24 protein-coding genes are annotated in these 24,860 nt (G+C 51.3%); all 24 read right to left on the bottom strand.

Translation table 11 applies throughout. The features are described 5' to 3' along the window. Positions 1–8: 8 nt before the first annotated feature. Positions 9–917, bottom strand: a complete 909-nt coding sequence (locus tag AAHB90_RS26100) for a helix-turn-helix domain-containing protein (RefSeq protein WP_342088173.1) — start codon at positions 915–917, stop codon at positions 9–11. 20 nt (positions 918–937) lie between these two features. Next, positions 938–1,756: an oxidoreductase gene (locus tag AAHB90_RS26095; protein ID WP_342088172.1), complete on the bottom strand. Its 819-nt coding sequence runs from the start codon at positions 1,754–1,756 to the stop codon at positions 938–940. A 414-nt stretch (positions 1,757–2,170) separates the two neighbouring features. Next, complete coding sequence (locus tag AAHB90_RS26090) at positions 2,171–2,701, bottom strand: GNAT family N-acetyltransferase (protein ID WP_342088171.1); 531 nt, start codon at positions 2,699–2,701, stop codon at positions 2,171–2,173. A 161-nt stretch (positions 2,702–2,862) separates the two neighbouring features. Next, the gene (locus AAHB90_RS26085; RefSeq protein ID WP_342088170.1) at positions 2,863–3,564 is read right to left on the bottom strand and encodes a hypothetical protein; all 702 of its coding nucleotides are present in this window, start codon (positions 3,562–3,564) and stop codon (positions 2,863–2,865) included. Beyond that, on the bottom strand, positions 3,540–4,346 hold the full coding sequence (locus AAHB90_RS26080) for an urease accessory protein UreD (RefSeq protein WP_342088169.1): 807 nt from the start codon (positions 4,344–4,346) through the stop codon (positions 3,540–3,542). Before AAHB90_RS26080 ends, AAHB90_RS26085 begins: the two co-directional genes overlap by 25 nt. Next, the gene (gene ureG / locus AAHB90_RS26075; RefSeq protein WP_342088168.1) at positions 4,343–4,978 is read right to left on the bottom strand and encodes an urease accessory protein UreG; all 636 of its coding nucleotides are present in this window, start codon (positions 4,976–4,978) and stop codon (positions 4,343–4,345) included. Before ureG ends, AAHB90_RS26080 begins: the two co-directional genes overlap by 4 nt. Positions 4,979–4,980: 2 nt before the next feature. Beyond that, positions 4,981–5,667 (bottom strand): urease accessory protein UreF, encoded by a 687-nt coding sequence (locus AAHB90_RS26070; protein WP_342088167.1) that lies wholly within the window; start codon positions 5,665–5,667, stop codon positions 4,981–4,983. Positions 5,668–5,674: 7 nt separating this feature from the next. Then, on the bottom strand, positions 5,675–6,175 hold the full coding sequence (locus AAHB90_RS26065) for an urease accessory protein UreE (RefSeq protein ID WP_342088166.1): 501 nt from the start codon (positions 6,173–6,175) through the stop codon (positions 5,675–5,677). A 36-nt stretch (positions 6,176–6,211) separates the two neighbouring features. Further along, positions 6,212–7,948: an urease subunit alpha gene (gene ureC / locus AAHB90_RS26060; RefSeq protein ID WP_342088165.1), complete on the bottom strand. Its 1,737-nt coding sequence runs from the start codon at positions 7,946–7,948 to the stop codon at positions 6,212–6,214. Further along, complete coding sequence (locus AAHB90_RS26055) at positions 7,945–8,313, bottom strand: urease subunit beta (RefSeq protein WP_446717929.1); 369 nt, start codon at positions 8,311–8,313, stop codon at positions 7,945–7,947. The genes ureC and AAHB90_RS26055 overlap by 4 nt, the downstream gene beginning before the upstream one ends. 10 nt (positions 8,314–8,323) lie before the next feature. Then, complete coding sequence (gene ureA, locus AAHB90_RS26050; RefSeq protein WP_342088164.1) at positions 8,324–8,626, bottom strand: urease subunit gamma; 303 nt, start codon at positions 8,624–8,626, stop codon at positions 8,324–8,326. An 81-nt stretch (positions 8,627–8,707) separates the two neighbouring features. Further along, positions 8,708–9,370 (bottom strand): response regulator transcription factor, encoded by a 663-nt coding sequence (locus AAHB90_RS26045; protein WP_342088163.1) that lies wholly within the window; start codon positions 9,368–9,370, stop codon positions 8,708–8,710. Positions 9,371–9,406: 36 nt separating this feature from the next. Beyond that, positions 9,407–11,242 (bottom strand): sensor histidine kinase, encoded by a 1,836-nt coding sequence (locus AAHB90_RS26040; RefSeq protein WP_342088162.1) that lies wholly within the window; start codon positions 11,240–11,242, stop codon positions 9,407–9,409. Between the two features lie 83 nt (positions 11,243–11,325). Beyond that, positions 11,326–12,036 carry an urea ABC transporter ATP-binding subunit UrtE gene (gene urtE / locus AAHB90_RS26035; protein WP_342088161.1) on the bottom strand — a complete coding sequence of 237 codons (711 nt, stop codon included), beginning with the start codon at positions 12,034–12,036 and terminating at the stop codon, positions 11,326–11,328. A gap of 3 nt (positions 12,037–12,039) precedes the next feature. After that, a complete protein-coding gene (gene urtD / locus AAHB90_RS26030) occupies positions 12,040–12,795 on the bottom strand; it encodes an urea ABC transporter ATP-binding protein UrtD (RefSeq protein ID WP_342088160.1) in 756 nt (251 codons plus the stop codon). Positions 12,796–12,845: 50 nt separating this feature from the next. Continuing rightward, a complete protein-coding gene (gene urtC / locus AAHB90_RS26025; RefSeq protein ID WP_342088159.1) occupies positions 12,846–13,952 on the bottom strand; it encodes an urea ABC transporter permease subunit UrtC in 1,107 nt (368 codons plus the stop codon). 23 nt (positions 13,953–13,975) lie between these two features. Continuing rightward, entirely contained in the window at positions 13,976–15,613 is a 1,638-nt protein-coding gene (gene urtB, locus AAHB90_RS26020) for an urea ABC transporter permease subunit UrtB (RefSeq protein ID WP_342088158.1), read from the bottom strand. A gap of 48 nt (positions 15,614–15,661) precedes the next feature. Continuing rightward, on the bottom strand, positions 15,662–16,966 hold the full coding sequence (urtA, locus tag AAHB90_RS26015; RefSeq protein ID WP_342088157.1) for an urea ABC transporter substrate-binding protein: 1,305 nt from the start codon (positions 16,964–16,966) through the stop codon (positions 15,662–15,664). 71 nt (positions 16,967–17,037) lie between these two features. Then, the gene (locus tag AAHB90_RS26010; protein ID WP_342088156.1) at positions 17,038–18,315 is read right to left on the bottom strand and encodes a hypothetical protein; all 1,278 of its coding nucleotides are present in this window, start codon (positions 18,313–18,315) and stop codon (positions 17,038–17,040) included. Positions 18,316–18,624: 309 nt separating this feature from the next. After that, positions 18,625–19,368 (bottom strand): amidohydrolase family protein, encoded by a 744-nt coding sequence (locus AAHB90_RS26005; protein ID WP_342088155.1) that lies wholly within the window; start codon positions 19,366–19,368, stop codon positions 18,625–18,627. 2 nt (positions 19,369–19,370) lie between these two features. Then, complete coding sequence (locus AAHB90_RS26000; protein WP_342088154.1) at positions 19,371–20,312, bottom strand: hypothetical protein; 942 nt, start codon at positions 20,310–20,312, stop codon at positions 19,371–19,373. Between the two features lie 33 nt (positions 20,313–20,345). Beyond that, entirely contained in the window at positions 20,346–20,852 is a 507-nt protein-coding gene (locus AAHB90_RS25995) for a hypothetical protein (protein ID WP_342088153.1), read from the bottom strand. 52 nt (positions 20,853–20,904) lie between these two features. After that, the gene (locus AAHB90_RS25990; protein ID WP_342088152.1) at positions 20,905–23,559 is read right to left on the bottom strand and encodes a hypothetical protein; all 2,655 of its coding nucleotides are present in this window, start codon (positions 23,557–23,559) and stop codon (positions 20,905–20,907) included. After that, positions 23,528–24,850 (bottom strand): hypothetical protein, encoded by a 1,323-nt coding sequence (locus AAHB90_RS25985; RefSeq protein ID WP_342088151.1) that lies wholly within the window; start codon positions 24,848–24,850, stop codon positions 23,528–23,530. Before AAHB90_RS25985 ends, AAHB90_RS25990 begins: the two co-directional genes overlap by 32 nt. Between the last annotated feature and the right edge of the window lie 10 nt (positions 24,851–24,860).

Raw genomic sequence — 24,860 nt, 5'->3', positions numbered from 1 at the left:
CATTTAAGCTAGCTCAACTTTCTATACTCTTGTGGTGTCAGGCCCGTTTTGCTTTTGAATAAGCGGCTGAAATAATGTGGATAGTTAAATCCTAAATGATAGGAAATACCACTAATGGTTTCCAATTCGCTGAGCAATAAGGTTTTGGCCTTTTCTATGATAAAATTATTAACGTGGTCTTTTACTGCATATCCGGTTTCTTTTTTGAGCAAGTCACTTAAATAATTCCCTGAAAGATGTATTTTATCCGAAAAGTACTCTACTGATGGGATTCCTGTTTCCGTGAATTTTCCACTTTTGTAGTAGCTGTTTAGCAGTGTATGAAATTGACTCACAACATCAGAGTTTTGTGCCGACCGGGTGTTGAATTGTCTTTCATAGTAACGTCTTGATAAATTCAATAGCAACTCCAATGAAGATGCAATGACGGTCTGGCTATGGTTGTCTATTCTTTCCAGAATTTCATTCTGAATCATAGTTTTACAATCGGTGATCGTCTTTTGTTCCGCATCTGACAAATGAAGTGCTTCATGCACATCGTAAGTAAAAAAGCCATAATCTCCGATACTATGCCCCAATGAGGTGTTGCGGACTAAGTCGGGATGGAAGAATAGCATCCATCCCTGTATTTCATTTAATTGCTGTGCCTTAGAAACGGATTGCACCTGGTCGGGTGCTGTAAAAAACAATACCCCTTCATCAAAATCATAAGTATTTCTACCGTATTGCAAACCACAACTTTTGTCTTTTAGACCAATAGTATACAATTCCGAGGTGTATTTTACGCCAATAAACTGTTCCGAGATTTCCCATTTTGACACATCGATAATACTGATTAACGGATGCGTGGGTTTGCCAAATCCGAAAATTTCATGCAGTTGGCTAATCGACTTTATGTTTTTAACGCCTTGTTTCATCTTCTGCCCAATTTCTTAGTCTACTTAACCTGGCTCATGATTATTTTGTCATACACTTTGTCGCCAAACCATTTTCTGATTGCCATGGCTGGTTTCGCCATATAACCTTTCACATACCTGGTTTTGGGTTTTTTGTCGGTGGCGGCTTGCGCAATGGTCTGCCCAAGTACATCCACATCAGTCAATTGGCTTCCAGTGTACATTTTAATCGTGTTCTCAGCTACCTTATTGGCAAAGCTAGAATAGGCACCTGTACTTGAGGTTTTCTTCAAATTTTCCGCTGCTATTGTGCCCCAGGGCGTTTTGATTCCTCCTGGTTCAACAACTACCACATCGATTCCAAACTCTTTCAACTCTAAACGCAGACAATCACTCCATCCTTCTACTGCATGTTTTGTGGCATGATACCATGCACCCAGCGGCGTATAAATTTTGCCACCCATTGAAGAGATGTTTACAATCCTGCCAGATTTTTGCTCTCGCATACTGGGTAATATCAGCTGTGTCAATCGTGCCATGCCAAAAAGATTTACTTCAAACTGTCTTCTGGCTTCGTCAAGGGATACGTCTTCAACAGAACCATAAGAACCATATCCAGCATTGTTTACCAGAATATCTATTCTGCCTTCTTTATCGAGAATACTGTTAACGGCTTCAACGATTGATGCGTCATTGGTTAAGTCAAGTGTAACTACACCCATTCCTTTTGCTTTCAGGTCATTCATTTCATCGGTACGTCTTGCCGCTCCATAAACTGTATAGCCTTGGCTATGCAATATGTTAGCTGTTGATTTCCCCATTCCTGAACTTGCTCCTGTGATTAATGCTACCTTTTTCATTGTTCTAAATTTTTGAGTGTTTTAAATTATTTACACTGCAAATTTAGATTGATGAATTACGGGACATAAACACAATAAAAGGGACGAATAACACAAATTACGGAATATGGTGGAGTTTTTATCTTGCGCGGTATTCTATCAAAAATCACTACATCCTAAAATCAGTTCAACGTCGCGGCTTTTGGGCCACATATGGCGGAACGACCATTATGGGTTGGCATTTTATGTTTTAAGATCAATGCCTTAAAATACCTTACCAATCCCAGTGCCGGTTTGCCAATTCAATCGTCATACACATCCAGGCCGGTCCTTTTACAATACTCACTCAGAAGCGGTTACCGAAATGTGGCTTTCCGATTAAGGCCACACCCCAGGCTTATGCCATGGGATGGCCCTATAAGAAATTTCCTACGTTTATAAAATCCAGGCCCCGGACATTCCTTTGCTGACACGCCGAGAGCTACGCTCGAGTTTGTAAACCGCACAGAAATCTTCCCCGAACGTACGGTTCTCAACAAAAGAAAAGCCTAGCCTCTCATAAAACTTTCTCGCTCTGACATTTGAGGCAAGGGGATCAATAATGATTGCGGTCACTTCCGGCGATGCGAAACAGCGGTCAATCGCTTGTCGCATCATCTCGGTGCCATAACCTTTTCCGAGATCATCGGCTTCACCAATCCAAATGTCTATCGCACGGAGGTTCTCTGGCACTTCGCCCCAGTAATGGCTGTCTTCCAGCAGAGGATCAATAATTTGCACAAAACCAATCGGGCGACCATCCAATTCGGCAATGAGTTGCTCGCGCCATTCGGGCGACCGTAACAGTTCCGTTTCCCATCCCCAATCATCGTTCGGATCAGAGACAACCGTGTGGGGCTGCTCATCCCAATGCCGCAAAAGGTTTAAATCATTGATAGTTGCTGCTCTGAATTTGATCATCGTCATTTTAGCTTGTTTTGTAGATTTCGCATAAAGCATTTGCGAAGTTACATGCTTCTGGCAGAGTATTTTATACAAACATTGCATGAAAACACTATGACCCATCGATACCATTTACGAGTACTGATGCCATTTTCATTGCCATCAGACGCGATAAATTCAGCAACCTACCAGTCCAGAAACACCATTCCAGCGCCACAAATCGTGATCGTAAGCCCGCCCAGGGCGTGCATGTACTTTTCAAGAGAGGACAAGCGAAAAATTGAAATACCAAAGAAACCCAGCAGGACCATGAGGAGCATCATAGCCAGCGTGCAAACCGTGTAGACGGCGATCATGGTTACCATTGTCGCCCAGGAGCTTTTCGCTGCCGGGAAGTACAGCAGCGGGATCATCGGCTCACAAGGCCCTAGCAGGAATATGATAAACATCACCCACGGCGTGACCTTATGCCGGTCGCCCGATGCAACTACCTGATTATGATTATGCTCGTACACATACAGTTCCCCGTTGTCACCGGCGTCGAAATGTTTGTGAGAATACCCACGCCGCATTTTCCATAGGCCCCATATCCCATAAACAATCCCGAGGCCTAATAACATCCAGCCTGCAATGCCTCCCCTAACACCTTCCAGCCATTCTATCCTGCTCAGCGACCAGCCCGCCGCTGCACCGCCGAGACCAAGCAGCACCGAACTCCAAACATGGGCGCAGCCGCAAATTACCGTCCAGCCAATAGTCCTCGGAAGCGACCAGTTTCTGCTTCGGGACAATGCAATAAATGGAACATAATGGTCGGGGCCGCTTAGCGTGTGCAGACAAGCGATGCTAATCGCCGCAGCCATTAATACCTGAAACTCGGTTTGCATAATATATCGTCGTTTGTAATCATTTCCGATGTCATTTTGAGCGCGTTCATAAGCTGTTCGGAATGGTTGCCCAGCATTCTCAGCGCGAACCCGTTTACCGACAAACCGGTAATACCAAAGTCGATACCCGGGATTGCAGCCAGCATTTCCGACAAGAGCGGGATCACGCGCACAACATCCACCTGCGCATCAATGCAAAGCAGCCCTCCCTGGTGTGTAAAACCTTCCAGCTGCCCAATGCCGCGGGGATCGGTGCGTTGCGGAAGCAGGCGCAGATTTTCTTTTAAAATGAGTTTGCCTTCCAGGAACACTTCGGTCACCGAGCGGTAATTGGAAAACTGAAACACCTCACCGTTCAGCTTACGCCCGCAAGTGACGATTTCGCCCCATATCAACCTGCTGTTCGCAGAGATGGATATCCGGTTATCGGCCCGGAAATCTGCCCCGGCCTGGGGTACGCAGGGATGTGGCAAATAGGTGAATGAAGCCCCGGGCGCCAGGCCCACCCGCACCTGCTGCCGCGCCGCCGACGCCATGCTGAACAAGCGCTGATACGATTGCGTATGCCAATGCACAGCCGCACCTTCTTCCAGTTGAATGCCTATTTGGTAATGGTCCCCGGCCAGCACGCCTGGCGATGCGCTCATTTGCATTAAATGCAAGGTGGGACGTCGCCTGTCTTCGGTAACGTCCGCTATTTTGAACGGAGGTTGCCAAAAACTCTTTTTCAGGTAAGTGCGACCGTCTCGCCGGGCGGCTGTAATATCCAGGGAGGCGATCATCGGACCAGCTCGGGCTCGGCGATGTCCTCCATCAATGCGTACCGGCGTATCCATCCGATCACCTGATCGAGGCCTTCGAGCGTCATCAGGTTGGTGAAAACAAAGGGAGCGCCATTTCGCATCCTGCGCGCGTCGCGCTCCATCACGCCCAGGTCCGCGTGCACATAAGGCGCGAGGTCTATCTTATTGATCACCAACAGATCGCTGCGGGTAATGCCCGGGCCGCCTTTTCGCGGAATTTTATCCCCCTCGGCTACGTCGATTACAAAAATACTCAGGTCGGCAAGGTCGGGGCTGAATGTGGCAGAAAGGTTATCGCCGCCGCTTTCGATGAAAATAATTTCCAGATCGGGAAAGCGCTCCGCCATTTCCTCGACGGCTTCCAGGTTCATACTCGCATCCTCACGGATGGCCGTGTGAGGGCAGCCCCCCGTTTCGACACCGATGATCCGCTCCGGTGGCAACAGGCTGTTGACGGTCAGGAACGCGGCGTCTTCGCGGGTGTAAATGTCGTTGGTAATCACCCCGACGCTATAAACCGAAGCCATGTGCCGCGTAAGCCGCTCGATGAGGGCCGTTTTACCGGAACCTACCGGCCCGGCCACCCCGATTTTGATGTAGTTGCGGGTCATATTTAGGACATATAAAGTCTTGAATACAAAGTTTCATGCTGCATGCAGCGGATATCGAACCCGGTACAGCAAAGTCCGAGCAGGTCGCGGTCCGGGTTCATCGTGTTTTCAACCAGCTCCGCTATCAATGGTTGCAATGAAAACAGCAGCTCCTGGCCCTCCTGCTGACCAAGCGGAACCATTTTGACGCTATTGGTAACCATTCCTACGCTGGTGTTGTAATAAAATCCAGCGAGCATATCTTTTTTAAGAATGCCCATCGCTGCAGCGCACATCCCGAAAGCCAGGCAATAATGCCCTGAAGCGCTCTTTTTACGAATGGCTTTGGCATACTGGTCCAATACAGGGCTTTGCAAAACTGGCTGGAAGACTTTTAATAACCTGTTGCCCAGCTTCGCGCTGGCTTCGCGGATCTCCCTGGGCAGTTTAAGCGCCGTGCATTCGGTATCCAGGCTCATGCATTCCTCAATATCGTTACTACAAACCGCGTCGTAAGCCAGCGAAGCAAATGCGGCATCGCCATAACGGATATTTTCGGTGAGCATATGCCGGATATAATCGCAGGCGCTGTCCCGGCTCCGCACTATTCCCGACTGCACGTAAGTTTCCAGCCCGCCCGAATGCGCATATCCGCCGATTGGCAGGGTGGGATCGCTTAATTGTAACAGGCTCAGCATGCGCATTTCCATAGCTATTTCAGGAGTTGGTTAACTGCATGATTTTCGAAAACAAACTGCCGCTATTATTCGACGGATGTGGCGAAACGGTTGTTTTAAGCGGTTGGAGCAACTTCCGGTCTTCCCGCCGCACAGCATAACCCTGCGCTACCAGTAAGCGATAAAGCGGCGCCTCGAAAGGCACCAGCAAGGCATCATCTTCGAAAAATAGCGGCAGGTGCTTGTTCCCTATTTCGTAACAGAGCGAGGCCGTTTCAAACAGGCTGCCGGGTTTCACCACCATACAATCGCAAGCGAGAATGCGGGCAACGACCAGCCGTTCCGCGTCGGCATACAGCACATCTCCTTCCGTGATTTCAGGAGATTCCGCCAGGAATTTCAGAGAGACGGCTATTCCCCGGCTGGTTGTTTTGTGTAAAATGCGTTTTCTGGTCTCAAACCATTCGAGGTCAAGCCAGTCCGGTTCTGCTCCCAGCCCCTTGTAATCGCCGATGCGTCCAGCCTTTTCTCTGATGATCATTCCGTAAATGCTCCGATAATCAATTCAATACTCTTGTCAAAACAAAAAATAGCGCTGCGCCAGCGGCACCACTGAAACCGGCTCGCAGGTAATATGCACACCGTCCACCTTCACTTCATAGTTCTCCGGGTTCACGTCGATCTGCGGCGTTGCGTCGTTATGGATCAGGTCCTTTTTGGAAATGCTGCGACAGTTCCGGACGGGTCGCAGCAACTTTTCCAGCCCGTACTGCTGCACAACACCTTCATCCAGCGAACATTGCGAAACAAAACTCATGCAGGTACCCGTCAGCGCCTTGCCGTAAGCCCCGAACATATGTCGGTATATAACAGGCTGAGGAGTAGGAATAGACGCATTCGGGTCGCCCATTTTGCTGCCTATGATCATCCCCCCCTTAATGATCATTTCAGGTTTCACCCCGAAAAAAGCGGGTTTCCATAACGCCAGATCGGCCAGTTTCCCCGGTTCGATGGAGCCTACATAGTCGGAAATGCCGTGGGTAATGGCCGGGTTGATCGTGTATTTGGCTACATACCGTTTGGCCCGGAAGTTATCGTTTCCGGCCTGGCTGTCTTCGGGCAGGAAACCGCGCTGCTTTTTCATCTTGTCGGCCGTCTGCCAGGTCCGTGTGATCACCTCCGCCACACGGCCCATGGCCTGCGAGTCGGAACTCATCATACTGAAAACGCCCATATCGTGCAGAATATCCTCGGCGGCGATCGTCTCCGGACGAATTCGCGAGTCGGCGAATGAAACATCCTCGGGCACGGATTTGTCCAGATGGTGGCAAACCATGAGCATATCAAGGTGTTCGTCGATGGTATTGACGGTAAATGGCCGTGTCGGGTTGGTAGACGACGGAAGGATGTTGGGATACATCGCCGCCTTGATAATATCGGGTGCATGGCCCCCACCCGCCCCCTCCGTGTGGTAAGTATGGATAACGCGCCCGCCGATGGCCTCCATGGTACTTTCCAAAAAACCGGCCTCATTCAGCGTGTCAGTGTGTATAGCCACTTGAATATCGAGCCGATCTGCAACCCGGAGCGATGCATGGATAACTGCCGGAGTGGCACCCCAGTCTTCGTGGATCTTCAACCCTATTGCCCCTGCCCTCACCTGCTCTTCGAGGGGTGCTTCGGTGGCACAATTGCCTTTGCCGGTAAATCCGAGGTTCATAGGGAAAGCCTCCGCGGCTTCGAGCATTTTACGGATATTCCAGGCACCCGGCGTAACGGTAGTTGCATTGGTGCCATCGGCCGGACCGGTCCCGCCCCCGATCATGGTGGTAATACCGCTGAACAACGCGTGGTCTATTTGCTGGGGACATATAAAGTGAATGTGTGTATCAATACCGCCCGCGGTCGCGATCAGTCCTGCGCCGCCGTGCACTTCCGTGGCCGCGCCTATAACCATTCCGGGGGTAATGCCGTCGGTGGTGTCGGGATTACCCGCCTTGCCGACAGCCACAATATGCCCATCGCGGATACCGACGTCTGCCTTTACAATGCCCCAGTGGTCGATGATCATCACGCTTGTAATGACCATATCCAGCACGCCAACGTCGCGCACGGCCGTTCCCGATTGCGCCATGCCGTCGCGGATCGTTTTGCCTCCACCGAATTTAGATTCCTCCCCGTAACCCTCCGGCCCTCCCACCGAAAGGTCCCGCTCGATCTCGATAATCAGATCCGTATCGCCCAGGCGTACCCTGTCGCCCGTGGTGGGGCCATACATATTGGCATATTTAATGCGATTGATGGGCAGACTCATGGCAGTTCATTTTTGAAATCCATGTTTAACGCTTTCGCCAGCGCAGTGCCCTCACTCCCTTCCAGCGGGCCGTCTACCAGGTTATTGAACCCGAAAACACGGCCATTACCAGCTAACGTTACCAACCATACGTCCTTCTCTTCACCTGGCTCGAAACGGACCGCCGTACCCGCCGGGATGTTCAGGCGCATGCCGTATGCCTTCAATCGCTCGAATGCAAGCTGCTTGTTGGCTTCAAAAAAATGGAAATGCGAGCCTACCTGAACCGGCCTGTCGCCTGTATTGACGACCGTGAGTTGCTGAGTGCGGCGGCCTGGATTCGCCATAATGTCGCCTTCTGCCAGAAAGTATTCACCTGGTATCATATCGTGACTGTTAACGTATCGGATTGTGGACGGTCACCAGCTTGGTACCGTCCGGAAAGGTGGCTTCGATCTGAATATCGTGGATCATTTCGGGAATGCCTTCCATGACATCCTCCCGTGTCAGAATGGTAGCGCCAAACTGCATGAGCTGCGCCACCGACTGCCCGTCACGCGCCGCTTCCTGCAACCTGCTGCTGATTAATGCGATCGATTCGGGATAGTTCAGTTTGAGCCCCCGGGTCTTTCGTTTTTCGGCCAGCTCGCCGGCCAGAAACAACATGAGCTTTTCCTGTTCTCTGGGAGATAAATGCATAGCGCTCAGAATTACTTAGGTAGTATTACGTACGTAAATATAACTACCTAATCCGAGCGCTGCAAGTTTTTGAAGTGTTTTTTAAACCAATAATGAAGCCGCCCGCGCATTTTCCATTGCTTCTTCAATGGTGCTGACCTGAAACTTGCGAAGAATGTTCAAACGGTGCGCTTCGATGGTGCGGATACTGATACCAAGCGTCTCGGCGATCTCCTTGTTGCTCACGCCCTGATGGATCATGCGGATAATCTGCTGCTCCCGTTTGGAAAGCGCGATTTCGGGTGCACCGACCGTCGAGATTTCACCGGTAACATTGCGTTGCTCGTGGTATTTCCGCACAACGGTGTCGGTCACATCGCCAATAAAATAGAAATGCCCATTATGCACCGAGCGGATCGCGTGCAGGAAAATCTTGTTGCTCGTATCCTTCAAAATGTAGCCGCTTGCGCCCATATCGAGCGCCGTGCTTACATAGTCGGGGTTATCGAAAAGACTAAAAAACAGCAGTTTTGCATTGGAATTCGCCTTAATAACCGACTTACCGGTATCCAGCCCACTGATACCCTGCATGCGGATGTCCATAATGATCACGTCCGCTTGCATATGTACGAGCGATGTGATCGCCTCTTCGCCCGACGAAGCCTCGCCCGACACTTCCATATCAGGCTCGTTGTTGATGAGCTGTTTGAGACCGTTTCTGAAAATTTCATGGTCGTCGACTAAAAAAACAGCGATTTTTTTCATGTGCATATGGTTGATTGTCTGTTATGACAAGGTGGTTTACAGGTGTTTCCGCAAAGGGAGTTCAAGTTGAACCGTGGTTCCCTTTCCTGGCTCGGAGCTGATATTCAGCGTTCCCCTCAACAGATCGGCCCGCTCTTTCATGCCGCGCAAGCCGTGCGCTTTCGGAAACTTCTCCCGCGAATAAATATATTGGTTATCGAAATAAAATCCTTTCCCGTTGTCCTGAATAATCATGTTCAGAAACTCGCTGTCGCTATCCACGTGAATTTCAACCATGGTTGCCGCTGAGTGCTTGATCACATTGTTCAGTGCTTCCTGCAAAATCCTGAAAACCCCTACCTCCAGCTCGCGCGGCAATGTTTCGGCTTTGATGTTTTCTTCCAGGTAAAAAGCGACCTGACCTGATGCTTCCCGGCACATTTTGACCAACTCCCTGATCGCCGACCGCAGGCCGAAATCTTCCAATACGCTGGGCAAAAGATCTGCGCAAATGCGTTTGGTTTCAAATATAATCGCTGCCAACAATTCGTTGATGCGATGAATTTCCGGGTCTTTGCGTTCCATCCGGTCGTCGACCTGTTCGAGTTTCATCCGCAGGCTGGTCAGCATTTGCCCGATACCGTCGTGGATCTCGGCCGCCACCCGCTCACGCTCTTTTTCCTGGCCGGTAATGATCGACAGCGACCGGATATGTTGCTCAGTCTCCTGCCGCCGCATTTTCTCATCGGTCAGCAGCCAGAGTTCCTTTTCGGTGTTTTTGCGTTTGGTAATGTCGTTGCACACTACCAGATACTGATACAACTCGCCCTGATTGTTGATGATCGGCATCAATGTCACGTCCAGCCAGAACCCCGACCCGTCGGAAGCCGTGTCGTAAACTTCTCCCTGCCAAACTTCCGTACGCCGCCGCGGGTCGCGGATGTGGCTGTAAATAATGCTCTCATTTCCGCCTTGGTTGTTATAAAAAAGCGGTCGGTCGCGCAGTTCGGAGCTGCTGTACTTCGTCACGTGGCAGTATTTGTCGTTGGCATAAATAATCCTGCCGTCCTCGTCCGTTTTGACCAGATAAGTTGCTTTTTCCAATGCATAATTCGTCTCCCGGAGTTCCTTATGCGATTTTTCAATGGAAATACTGCTTTCCTGCAATTGCTTTGCGAGCTGCTTCGAACGGTTTTCCGAGTCGATGAGCCCGGTCATCGTCTGCCGGATGCGGATCGAAAGCGGGAAGAAGATCAGCGCCGCTTCCAGCAGGAGCGTAAACAGCACGACGCCGAGCAGGATATACTCGATCTCTTTCAACGTACGTACCTTCTGCCGCCAGAAACGGTCATAGTCAAACACGATCAGTTCCATGCCCAGCAAGTATGATTTTTCGTATTCGAGTATTTTTTTCACATAAGGCCCGATATTCAGCGAATCCCCTGCCTTTTGCTTTTCCATCGCAGCCACCATTTTGTTGGATGCCGCCAATATCTCCTGGTACGGGTCTTTCACCATGTCGTACATCATGGCGATTTCCTTACGGTTATTGGGGGGTAGGTTTAAAAAGGAATTGCCGCTGATGAGCGATACGTGTGCCTTCTGCCATTGTTTGAGGGTATTCACAAATTCCTTCCGGTTGGATTCAACATCCCTCCCCGACTCGATGAGCAATGCAGTTTTGCTAAGCGTCTGGCTATAAGTACGTAAGCGACCGGCATAGTTGATAATATGCGAATCGTCCCGCTGGGCTGTGAGATATCGCTGGATCAGGATCTGGCTGAGGATCGAGATCACCGCCACAATCAGCAATGCCGACACATAGAGCCAGGTGAAGTACAGAAATGTCTTCCGCTCCTGGGTTTCGTCCTGGACTACTTGTTTTTTTAACATGGGCTGAAACTGGAAAAACTCATGTACCTACGCGTAAAGATACGTAGGTACACGAGCATATGCGTTATGCGAACCTGTAAAACTTACAGCGAAATGTGATTTTGCAGCTCTTCCATGCTCATTTCCTCCGCGCTCCCCTCCGACACCACAGCGCCCCGGCTCATGAAATAGTAATAATCCGTTACTGGGCTCGCAAAGTCGATCTTTTGTTCCACCAGCAATACCGAAATGCCCCTTTCCCGCGCCAGAGTTTTCAAAATCTGCCCGATCTCCTGCGAAATGGATGGCTGAATGCCTTCGGTAGGTTCATCGAGCAGCAATAGCGACGGCCTTCCCGTGAGTGCGCGGGCGATAGCGAGTTGTTGTTGCTGGCCTCCGCTCAGGTTGCCGCCCAGGCGGTTGCGGAAATCTTTGAGGATCGGGAATAAGGTGTAAATCTCCTCTTCAGGAATCTTTGCTTTCCGGTCGGTTACCGCTTCCAGACCGAGTTTTAGGTTTTCATAAACCGTTAGTTTTGGAATAATTTCCCTTCCCTGGGGCACGTACGCTATACCCATTCTCGATTTTTTGAATGCAGGCAGTTTCGTGACCGATTCTCCATTGTATTCGATGGTCCCGTCTTTCGGCGGCACAATGCCCATGATGGTTTTCAGCAAAGTAGTCTTCCCCACCCCGTTACGGCCCATTACTGTGGTAACCGTTCCTTTTTTCACTTCCAGCGACGTGCCCCAGAGAATCGTGCTTTGTCCATAGGCGGATGTCAGCGAACTGACTTTCAAGATCGGTGTTCCCATTTCTCAGAAATTTTCAAGTTGAACATTTGCCCGTCCCAGGTAGCTGTCTATCACCCGCTGGTCGTTACGTACGTCTTCGAAAGTGCCTTCCATCAGCAGTTTCCCGCGCACGAGCACGGTTACCAGGTCCTGCGCGATTTGCTCCACAAACTTCATATCGTGCTCGATCACGATGATGGCGTGCTGCCGGGCGAGTTGCAGCAGCAGTTCACCGGTTTTCTCCGTTTCTTCGTCCGACATCCCGGCCGCCGGCTCGTCGATCAGCATCAGTTTGGGGTCTTGCAAAACCACAATGGCGATTTCCAGCCACTGTTTCTGACCATGCGAGAGTTCTCCCGCAATTTTTCCGAGACATTTTTGCAAACCTACTTTGAGTGCTACCTCGTGAATACGTCCGTTGATCTCCTCGCTGGGCTTGAAAAAAAGCGAAGCAAAAATGCCTTTGTTCATCTTGAAGGCCAGCAACATATTATCATAAACGGTCAGGCTGGGAAATACCGAAGGCTTCTGGAATTTCCGGCCTATGCCCATGTCGGCGATACGCACTTCGCTTTTGCCCAATACCGAATGGCCGTCGAAACTGACCTCTCCTGCATCCGCTTTGGTTTTACCGCACAGGATATCCAGGAATGTCGATTTACCCGCACCATTCGGACCGATAATAACCCTGAGTTCGCGGTCCAGCAAATTAAAATGGCTAAGGTTCAGCGCATGGACGCCCCCGAAAGAGACGGATAAGTTTTTCACTGTCAATAGCATGATAATGGCAGTTTTGTGATTTGAAACAACAGATAACCAACAATGTAGCGTTACGACTGCACTACTTCCTGCCCGGCGGGCTGAGCCTTTGGCCTGCGCTTTCCGCCCAGTTTAGCCATCACCGATTCGAGCATTCCCAACAGTCCTTTATCAAAATACAATACCGTGGTAATGAACAGGAAACCTAGGATAAACAACCAGGAGTCGGGGAAGAGGCTGGTGCAAATACTGTACAGGAAATTGACGATCAACGAACCTAAAATAGCCCCTTTTAATTTTCCCCTGCCGCCTATCGCCACCCACATCACCATTTCTACCGATGCCCTTACGTCCATTCTTCCGGGTGTAATAATGCCTGTTTGAGGCGCATAGAGCATTCCGGCAATGGCGGCGAGCAATGCGGCTACGATGAATATCGCCAGTTTGTAATGCATGACACGGTAGGCCGTGTAACTCGTCCTCGATTCGCTGTCGCGGATAGCTTGCAATACCTTGCCAAACTTGGAGTCGACGAGCTTCGTGCTCAGCCAGAGTGCTATGCCCAGCGTGACGAGCGAAAGCAGGTAAAGGCCGAGCTTCACACTTGGTACGGAAAGGCTAAGCCCGAGCAGTGTTTTAAAATCGGTCAGGCCGTTGGTGCCGCCGAGCATGGTTTCGTTGCGGAGGAAAATGAGCCACATCGCCAATGCCAGCGCCTGGGTGATAATGGCCATGTAAACGCCTCGGATACGGCTTCGGAAAATAAAATACCCGAAAACCAGTGCAAATGCAGCCGGAATGAGCAATCCCAGCACCACCGATAATCCAAACGACTGGAACGGCACCCAGAAAAACGGAAGCGATTCCACCTGGTTCCAGGCCATGAAGTCGGGCATTGGTATACCGTTGGTACCAGAGGCTGTCGCTCCTTTGAGCACAATGTGCATGGCTACACTGTATCCGCCCAGGCAAAAGAAAAAGGCCTGGCACATAGAAAGAATGCCGGTATAACCCCAGATGAGATCCACCCCCAGCGCAACTATGGCAAAGCAGAAGTAACGGCCCCAGAGCGAGATCGTGTTACCGGATACGAAACCCAGCACATTTCCCAGCGGTAAAATGATCAGGAACAATGCAATGCAGCATGCGTACAACCCGAAATCCTTTTTATTTCCCATAATCGATGTGAGATAAGATTGGTTTAATCCTCGGCAACACGCCCCTTGTCGGGAAAGAGCCCGCGGGGTTTGAATTGCAGGAAGATCACAATGAGCGCCAGAATGAGCACTTTTCCATAAACGGCTTCGTAGAACGATTCCAGTACTTTGGTCAGAAAACCGATACCCAGTCCGGAAACAATGGCCCCGGCGATCTTCCCGACGCCACCCGTCACCACCACCAGGAAAGAATCGACGATGTAGGTCTGGCCCATATCAGGCACCACATTACCGATCAGCGTCATCGCGCAACCGGCCAGGCCAGCCAGTCCCGAACCCAGAAAGAATGTGATCGCATCCACGCGGCGCGTTTCCACGCCCAGGCAAGCGCTCATGGTGCGGTTCTGAGTGACCGCGCGGATGCGGATACCCAACCGGCTACGGTAAAGCATCAGGTAGGTAAGCGAGACGACTACAATCGTTAATCCAATGATAAACAACCGGTTAAATGGCAATACCAAATGCGGCATCAGCTGCCAGCCACCCGCCAGGAATGCGGGTGCTTTCACGGCAGTAAGGTCTCCGAAAATACTTCTGGCGGTTTGTACCATAATGAGGCTTACACCCCAGGTTGCCAGCAGACTTTCCAACGGCCTGGCGTACAAATGCCTGATGACAAGCCTTTCAAGCACCAACCCGAACACTCCTGCCACCACAAATGACGCTGGTAGCGATACCCAGAAGTATAAGTCCGATTTCATCCCCAGCGTGTCCATGAAGAGCGATTGCATACAAAAGGTCGTGTAAGCGCCGATCATCAGAAATTCGCCGTGCGCCATATTGATGATCCCCGCCAGCCCGTACACAATCGCCAGGCCGAGCGCGATGAGGATCAGTATGCTACCAAGGCTAATCCCGCTAAACAGGTTTTGCGCCTTTTCGATACGGCTTTGCAGGCTTTCTAGGGCCTTCACTTTTTCAGCTGCATAGGCCCTTGCGGACACGACTTTTCCATTTTTCTGGTATTCACTCAGGATGAGCCCTACGTTTTCACCCCAGTTGCTGTCGAGGCTGTCGATATAGGCTTTGGCCTGATGCCCGGAAGCGGTTTCGTTCAGTTTCATCTGAAAAAACACTTCCCTGCCCGCCGTCCGCGCGCCGGGGTCCGTTTCCTGCCGCAATGCTTTTTCGAGCAATGCGATCCTGTCCGGATCCGGCGCATTCACAAGCTGACCATACGCCATGATCCGCTTTTGGGGATCATGGCTGGTCAGGTTCAGATACGGCAAAACAACGTTGAGTAATAGTCTTTCGGATCGGCTGATCTCTACTTTTTGCAGTTGATCGGCTGACAGCTTCGTGACCGCCTGCTGGTTTTGGGGATAGAGGTAAAAGACCGTAAAAACCTCTTTTCCGCCGGAAGTCTCCGCCTCGCCCGTGGTTACGGGTTTGCCGCCCAGCATATAAAGCTTTTTGTCATTGATCGCCGCGAGCAACGGGAAGGTTGCGGGGTCTTTTTGCGCCGCCAGATACCGGAGCGCCTGGCTCCGGGCCGTGTCGTTTGGCGGGTTCAGTACAGCCGCAATTTGAATGGAAATGCTATCTGCCTGCTGTGCAATCGCCCCGCGGCCCATTCCGATGGCCAAAAGGATCACCAGCCACACCTTTTGAATGCAGTTCATAACCAGGGAATTTAAATGCGGCCGCGATGGCCGCGTTGAAACGGATGCTTATTTGCTTGCGACCGTGTACGTTCCGCCGTGCGCCACGTGGTCGCAGTCCTTGTCGGGGGAAGTCAGTTTGGACCAGGGCTCAGGATTCACCAGGCCCGTAGATTGCCAGATAATGTCGAATTGTCCGTCGGGTTTGATCTCGCCGATCATCACAGGCTTGGCCAGATGATGGTTTTTCATGTCCATTTTTACCAGACCGTCCGGCGAATCGAATTCCAGGCCGTACAATGCAGGGCGCACTTTGGAAACTTCGAAAGAACCGGCTTTTTCGGCTGCCTTCGCCCACAGGTACACGCCCGTGTAAGCCCAGCAGATCGGATCGTCGGTTACTCTTTTGTCGCCGCCGGGAAGGTTGTTTTTCTTGCAGAATGCGCGGAAATCTTCTACAAACTTCTTGTTTTCCGGCGATTCTTTGGATTGGAAATAATTCCACGCCGCCAGGTGACCTACCAGAAATTCGGTATCCGTTGCGCGCAGCTCGTCTTCCGCTACCGAGAACGCCATGATCGGGCAGGTAGCAGCCGAAAGCCCCTGATTTGCAAACTCTTTATAGAAAGGCACATTCGAATCGCCATTGATCGTCGACAGCACGCAAGCCTTGCCGCCCGCTGCGAATTGCTTCACCTTGGAAACGATCGTCTGGTAATCCTGGTGGTGAAACGGCGTGTATTCTTCCACGATATTCTCTTTGGGAACGCCTTTCGAAAGCAAAAATGCTTTCAGGATTTTGTTGGCTGTTCTTGGAAAAACATAATCGGTACCGAGCAGGTAGAATTTCTTATAACCGCCGCCGTCTTCGCTCATCATGTATTCGGCGGCGGGGATCAGCTGCTGGTTCGGCGTGGCGCCTGTGTAGATCACGCTGGTGGAGCATTCTTCTCCTTCGTACTGCACGGGATAGAACAGCAGGCCATTGTTTTCCTCAAAAACAGGCAGTACCGATTTGCGGGAAACAGACGTCCAGCAACCGAACACCGCGGACACCTTCTTATCCAGCAACAATTCCTTCGATTTTTCAGCAAAAAGGTCCCAGTCGGACGCCGGGTCTACGATTACGGGTTCGATCTGCTTGCCGAGCACCCCGCCTTTTGCATTGATTTCGTCGATCGCCATTTGCACGACATCTTTCAGTGAAACTTCGGAAATCGCCATCGTTCCGCTCAGCGAATGCAGGATCCCGACCTTCACAGTCTCTTTTTTGCCCCCTTCATTTCCCCCTGAACCCGAACCGCCGCAAGCCGCCAGCGCAAGCACCAGCACAACCATCCATACTACCTGGTAAGACATTTTGAATGTTTTCATCGGTAAATTTTAATAGTGATATGAGTGAAAATTAAGATCAACAGAAACACTCCGGACCACGCCGGAACGGATCAAAATAGGAAAAACTGCACTTGCAACCAAACCTGGCCGTATGTCTTCGAGCTGTACGCCCCGCCCGCATCGGCCACATTGTGCTTGCGCGCTACGTAGGAAAGACGAAGGTTGGTGGCGCTTCCATTAAAGAAGTAGTTCAACCCGCCGCCGTAAACGCTGCTCGATTTGGCCTTGTCGAAATTATCGATCAGCTCCGAGCCGACCTGTTCCTTACTGGCAGAGATATTCTGATTTTCGTAACGCACCCACGGCTGGATACGCGATTTTTTGAAATAGTAACCCAGTTCAAGGAACTGCACGGTCTGTTTGGGGATCTGGCGTGCGAACGAATATTTCGAGTTGACATTCGTCCCGCCCGTCATATACTGAAATGCAGCATTCAGGGTCACAGAGCCCGCCTCACCCGCTTTTTTGTCAATGAAAAGGTCGGTCCCGACATTATAATAAGAACCCTGCGTATCGAAACCCGCACCCCAGGCAATGGTGTTACCGGCGCCGAGCTTGGTGCCGGCATAGTAATAGTCCTTCTCCGGATCGAGGAAATTATAAGCAACGCGGCCCACTATACGTAACGGTGCCTGGCCGTCCAGGTTTCTTCCGGTGAACAAACCCAACCGGTATTCCAGCTTGTCCTTCAAGAGAAACCCACGTGCATTCACACCCAGGTCGCGACCAAAATTCCCTTGCAAAGGACTGTTGGCAAACAGGTTATAGGGATATTGGAAATAGGTAAAATCGTTGGCCATTAACCCTGCCGCACCTTGAAGACCGTTCCGGTTGCTGGAAACGAGCTGCATACCTGCTATTAGCTGGAATGCATTTGAAAAAGCGTATTCATATTGGCAGTCGAGCAGGATTGGCGCCACTTTTACATTCTTGGTGCTATCGCCCAGCTGGATGCCGATCGGCGAAGGAAGATCCGTTTCCATAAAAAAGCTACCCTTCCTGGAAAGCTGCCCGCCTACCAGCACCCGCGCCCTGTAAAGCGAAAACCCTTTGTTCCAGTCACTTGCCTTGTCAGTAACATTCCCACCAAAGCCCGACTGCTCCGCAGAAGCGAACATGTGCACGATCGCGCCTACGTGAATGGACGGTTTGAAGTCGTCCTCCACAGCCGGCACCGAATCTTTCGGCGCCAGATAACCAGGAAGCTCACGCAGCACACGCACTTTGCGCGCCGTCTTGCGAGCCTTCGCGTCGGGACCGTCATCAGCCAGGGCGATACCCTGGCAGAGCATCAGCAACAAGCCTGCATTTAGGAAAAGTCTTTTCATGATGATCGTTGATTTGTTTACGTAAGTAATACAGTTCAAAAATAGAAAGAAATTACGTACGTACAACAGGGATGGCCATTTTCATGAAAAGTTTACAAATATCCTTAATATAGGAATAAATTACTTCGAAAACAGTATCTTACAGATAGCAACAAAGTCGCAATTCCGTACTGGCAGGGTCTGAAATACCTACCTAAGTACGTAAATGCGACTTAGCATAACAACGGGACAACCCCATGCAATACACATTTCCAGCGACATCCGCTCAGTAACACAGAATCGCTTCTTCCCATTGGTATAATTCGTTCTTTATTTACGGACGTGTTCTAACCTGAGCAATTTCAAAATATTACCCCCAAGCACCATTGCCCGCTCCCGGAGAGGTAGGTTCAATGCATCGATCTTGGCCAGTTCAACAGCCGGGTGCAGCCAGGGGCCATCGGTTCCAAAAAGGATCTTTGCCGCTCCTGCCCGCTTGTAGGCCGTTTCCAATACGTCAAACCTGCGGACACCCGAGGTGTCGGTGTACACGTTGGAGTGGCGTGCCAGCACATCAACAAATGCAATTTGTGCTCGCCAGTCATCGGCAAAGCTGCTTAGGTGGGGAATAATGAAATTGACATCAGGGTATTCCCCGGCGATAAGTTCGACGGTAGAAACTTCACCAGTTGGGTCGTATAGTATAGGAATGCGATATTGCCTGGCTGCCTCGCAAATCTCCCGGGAAATGCGCGCATCATGGCGATGCACTTTCAGGCCTTTGAAGCCATATTGCTCCACGGCAGTTTTTACCATCGCCCCGATCTTGCCCTTGTCACGCTCGGCATGCAAGAATGCAAAACCAAAGAAACGGTCGGGATACCGATGGGTAATGCCGGCCACCAAGGCATTAGCCCTCGCATAGTCGGTGTGGAATGCGGGGAAAATGACGGTTTTCCGAATCCCGGCCTCTTGTGACCATTGCATGAATTTTTTCAGAGGTGCACGGGTATCCCAGGGGCCTGTGAAACCGTCCCCTTCACCTGCGTGGCAATGGCAGTCGATGATCAGCATGGTCATGAAAGGTTGATCAGTTCAAGTTCCAGTTCTCTCGGCAGGTTAAATGCCGCCTTGAATGCGCCGACCTGACGTACGACGCCTATCTGCTTATTAAGGCTCAGGCCCGGCGAGGGTAAGAACTGCACATCGCTTACGCTGTTGAAGTAAGTCGGGTCGAGCTTTAATGGTCCGCTCCGCCATTGGCCCAGTTTATCGAGTACAGCCTCTATTTTCTTCCGGGTGGTGGGTTTCGGCCCGGCAGCCTGGTCAATAGCCGCTCCGACGAGCACGTGTGTGAATGCATCCAGCGGAATGCTGAGCCGGTTGAGCTGGTCGAGGGTGTATTCGGGAAACAAGGCGGCGTATTTAAAAGGTATCCAGTGATGTACCTCCACGCCGATAGGCTGATGGCGTTTGGGCCTCTTGAAATGGCCTGTCCGCGCGACATTGCGAGCCAGACCTTTGATGTAATTGAGTTTCCCCTGGCCTTCGAAGTCACTGATGATCTTTGTCCAGTTTTTCGTTTTCACTCCCTCGTAGGTTTCCGCGTCGAGTGTTTCGAGCAGCACTTCCGATAGAATGGACTCCGCTCCCGCACGCTCCCTGACTTTCTCGAACACGGCATGAAGTTCGCCCGACAGCAGGGCCATTTCGTATTCAAGTTCCTGCCCTCCGGCCGCTGGCGGCTTTTGTGAGTTTCCAGAAGAAATTCTGTCCTTGCGGTCTCGGTCCTGAGCTCGTTGGTGGTCGGCATACGCCTTCTGCTCAATCGGCGGCTTTGCCGGATTTTCTGTACCGCCCTGCGCCGGAGAAACCAACCTGCCGACGATCTGCGCCACGGCCATGAGCTGTTGCGCCTTGGATTTGTTCCTATGCCATAGCGCTTTCAGGCGCTCGGTGAACGAGTTGAACTCCATTTCCAGCTCGGCCTGTTCCCACTCATTGGTGATCTCGTACATGTTTCCGATGGTTTTAAATCAATAGTTTGTACACTAGCGCCACCGGTTCACCCGCGGGGTATAGCGCCGGTCACGAAAAAACGCGAAGCGCCGCTTCGGAGCGGGTTTTACCCATTTCACCTGTACCTGTGAACCCGGAGGAAGTACCTTACCCAGGGACGCTTTCAGATGGTGGAAACATTTAGTGCATGGCTGGCCCTGGATCAGCATCCTGACCTGCCTGATCCCCCTGCCGAATGAAGGGTCACGTTGTTTCTGGTCATATAGCCAGCGGACCGCATCGGATTCAGGGTGGCTACCCTCGTGGCCAGAGACTGGTCCCTGTTGCCAGGTCAGCAGGTCGATCCGGTTTTGGTGCGGAGCAAAAGGATCTTCACGGCTGAAAACCAGCCGAAGCGCCGCGTACGAAGGCGGATTGTCACCTTGCATATCGTACGGGTTGAAACTATCGCCATGATCGATCAGGTCAAATAAATCGTCCCATTCCTCAGCGGGTTCCGGATCGCCGGTTAACGGCTCATCATCGTGGAAGTATTGCATGATAGCGGAGCATTAGGGCCCGTACGCGGCGCGCACAGGCCCGGATGGATAGTTACGACTGTGGTTGCGGTTTGCCTACCAGCCTGCTGTTGCGAAGCGGACCACGCTGCTCACCCTGCAATCGGCGCTGAATGAGCGTGGACGGCTGCATAAAGCTCGATTCGGTCAGTTGGGCGTCAGCTGATAGGTCGGCGCCGGTAACCGTGCGGTAGGAATGGAGGTAGCGTTGGATTTCATTCCGGAATGAGCTTGCCCAGCTTCCGGCTACCGCCGATCCTTCTTCATTAGACCAGTCGTGGGCGCGGATCGTCAGCAGCAATACCTCTCCGAATTGGGCCAGGTCGTAATAATTGGTAATGCTGGTACTGCCCCAGTTCTGGATTTGCCGCATTCTGTCAACACGGTCCATCCAGGGCTCCCGGTACGGCACCATCACCCGTCCGCCCAAGAATTCCCGCATTTCGGGCCGGGCCAACAGATATTGCTGGATCAGCATTTCCTGCCGGGCAGTCCAGGTGAGGTTGCCATAAGCATTGTGGTTACCTTCGGCCAGGAGCAAATGTACTTCGCGCAGGTTGTTGAGCACCGAAAAAGGGTCTGCCACACGTGTAGTGTCATCGGATTCCTTGAAGAAGATCGACGCGCTATGAAGCAGGTTATGGAATGCCTCGATGAATTTGGAGCGGCTGTCCACCGACTTGAACACTGGCACGGCCCGACCTTCGAGCTGTAATCCATAGGTATGGTCATACTCATAAGCGCGGCGCTTGATGGTCAGCGTGTGCTGCTCGTCCTGAATGTACCCCCAGAACAGATTGGCTAGCGGGCGCAAGGGATCAATGTCCATTTGCGCAAGCGGATCGGCACCCTGGTTGGTGGTGATATTCTGGAAGCGCAAGCTGATGGCATTCATCGTTTGCACCATCATACCTTGCTCGGTCCAGTAGCTCCAGATCAGCTCAATAGCCGGCAAGTGATCGATTCCGAAGAAATTATGCCGCGGATCGGCCATGCCGGGGTTGCTTTCAAAAAGGCTTGTCCTCCATTCACCCAGCTGTGCCAGAATATTCTGGATGTAAGGTGTAAACGTCCGGTCTTCTTCTGGCGGATCGTAGCTGTTGATATAGAAGTCCAATCCCTCATTTACCGTCGTGCCATTGGTGAATGTATTGTTCGTTGCCCACAGATAGGCCTGGGTAGCCGACTTCAACAGCCGGTAAGCTTGGATATTTGTGAATGGCAACGGATGAAGAATTTGGCGTCTGCCCAGAACGCCGCTATTAAGAAACTGTTGCCGACCCGAAATTTCGTTGGCCGGTATACCATTGGCGATATTACCACTGCCCAGGATCTGATTCATTAGATTATTGTACCTGGCAAAATCCGGTACACGGTTTCTAATGGCACGCCAGAGCGTGTGTGTACGATGCTCCGTATCATCGCTGATATTCCGCTGGGTTTGTACTTTTAAAACACCATTGCCGAGGATGCTGGACAGGTTGGAAAGACCTTTAGTCAGCATTCTTTCACCATGAGGCGCGGCGACATTGTTAACGAAAAGCTCGGTCGTATCCAGATATCTGGTTACACGTTTGTCCGCCGGTCCCTCGTTGACCCCTAAGACAAATTTCAGTTTTTCTATTCCCGCGAACTGATCAAAGGCAGCCTTTTCGAAAACTACTATATGGGCTCCATCCTGGCCTCCTTTGTGTTTTTCAAAAAGCTTAAACTTGTCATGAGGCGCGAACCTAAGCAACTTTTTGAAAGGGATTTCATACGTTTTATCTGCCGAAGCCAATTCTATACTTGTACAGATCGTAGCTTTAAAGAACAGGTCGTACCGATCAAGTTCCGCAGGATCTGTAATCGGGCCCAAATTGCTGACCGCTCTGAAAATAGCCAGACTCTCCGTTTTAGGATCACTTAGATCTATTTCCGGCTCGCATGCTTCAAGGGACGCCGAAAATAACCTGCGTTCTCCCTCAGGCTCGCAAATGGACCTTCCTCCCTTCGTTTCCTCGCAAAGCCATTCTTTGAACTTCTGGTATTCATCATGCTGCGCCGGATAGGCAGCTTCGTCCATTTTTGGAGAAGAGGCAATTTCAGGCGGCGGCTCTGGCAATCTTGTGTTAATAATCTTTTTCAGTTCATCGACGCCATCTACCTTTTTCGAAATCTCGGATATCTCCGAATACAGCGTGTTCTGAAACTTGGCCATATCTCCCTGGTTGACTTCGAATTTATTCTGCTTCTGTGCGACGTTCCTAAGACTCTTACCGGTCTCATCCATGAATACAGTGCTCTTCCTATGCAATTCTTCATACGCCAGGATGCGTTCCTGGGTCCAATAGGTTCTATCACTGTAATCAGGTTCAGGATTTCTGGATATTTCCGGTGAATCGTCATCCAATGGTGATCCTGAATCACTGCTTACTGCTCCCATGTCCTGCGCTGATGTCTCCTGACCCGCATTGGGCTGTCTGGGTTCTTGCAGGGAACTCAATATCCCAACCACATCGTTTGCAGTTGCCCGAACATTGGCATCCTGCGTGACGGTTGTCTGTTCGGCAAGCGGTGTTTGAGGTGTACCACCTGTTGCCGCTGTGGCGTCTGTTGGCGCGGGCGATGGGTTGCTATCCGCTGGCGTCCGGGAAGGTGACGCTGGCGTGCCAGGTCTAACCGGCCTGTTTGCTGATTTCTTTGCCATTATTGAAATGATTTAAAATGATACTTTTTTGATTTGATCCCCGGCTTTCGGCACGGCTCATCGCCCAGTGGTTCAGAAAGCGGGACAGCAGGTGGCCCTCGCGGGCGGCAGTAATTCGTCCATCAGCCCGTGCTTGCCCAATGATCGCAAACACCAGCGACGGCGGGGCTTTGATGGCCGTTTCAGGTCTGCTCATCAGTTGACTGTACAATTCGCGCAGCCGCTCGGGCTGCCTTGCCTCCAGTGGAAACAGACCGCCTAATGTAAAATTTTGCAATGCATTCGACCTGTGCCCTATCAATAGTTCAGTAAATGCGGGCATGACTGCGTCAAGTTGCGCGATAATGCTGCGTTTTTCCTCATCCAGTTTGACTATTGGGTAAATTTGCTGCCAAAGTTGTTCGAACTTCTGCCATTGCCGGTCGGGGAACAACAATGCACCTACGGCAAGACTGAGTTTTACACGAATCCACGGAAAAGGGTGCGGATCGTCGAGCTTGACCCGGAACATGAAGTACTCCGGCAGGCTCACAACACCCATCAATCCTTGCGTAGCCGTGATACCCAGGTGGCCCATAGCCCAGAAATCGGCTACGATTTCAGAGATCCACCGTTCATAGAGCATCCAGGCAAGCTTTTCGGGTTGAGGTGCCAACCCTATCCTTTTCATGAGCGTTTCCCGTAAGCTTTCCACCAGGCTGAGTAACGCGGCGCCCTGATGGCCTACTTCGTGGATCAGTGAAGATGCGATACCGCTACCTACCATACGTTCCCGCGGGACCTGGATAATAGCCAATGGGTTTAGGTCGCCCCCCGGCAGTCTGGTCCGGGCCCTCCTGATCGCCGCACCGTGCCCCCTTTCAAGAAAGCACATCATCGGGGTAGTCTCGTACAGGCCTTTTCGCGGCTGTAGCGCATCTGCGGCAACTACATCGAGCCCCGCGATCCATACACCCGTTTGATGCTCGGTTCGTTGTGTGATAACATCCGCAAAAATGTCCTGCTGATCGAGGATGTTGTTGAAACGAAGCTTCAATATCGCATACGAAGCCTGCGCCTCGGAAGCAGTGGCAAAACCGTCGGCACCCTGGGTTTTGAGCTTTGCAAGAAAGGAATTCACCTTGGCCCGAAGTTCCCGCTTGGTGTTGATCAGGTGATCGGTCACTGCGCGCAGCGCTTCATCGGACGGGCTGGCTGCTGCCACCATAGGTGTGCTCAATGAGAAAGGTTGCAACTGTCCTAACCGGGAGAGCATCGACGTGGCTTCGTTTTGCAGATAAGTATGGACCATTTCGGGGCAG

The sequence above is a fragment of the Dyadobacter sp. OTU695 genome, assembly GCF_038440355.1.
Taxonomy (GTDB): domain Bacteria; phylum Bacteroidota; class Bacteroidia; order Cytophagales; family Spirosomataceae; genus Dyadobacter.
Note: the sequence above shows the minus strand (reverse complement) of the source record. Positions and strands in the feature narration are given on the sequence as shown.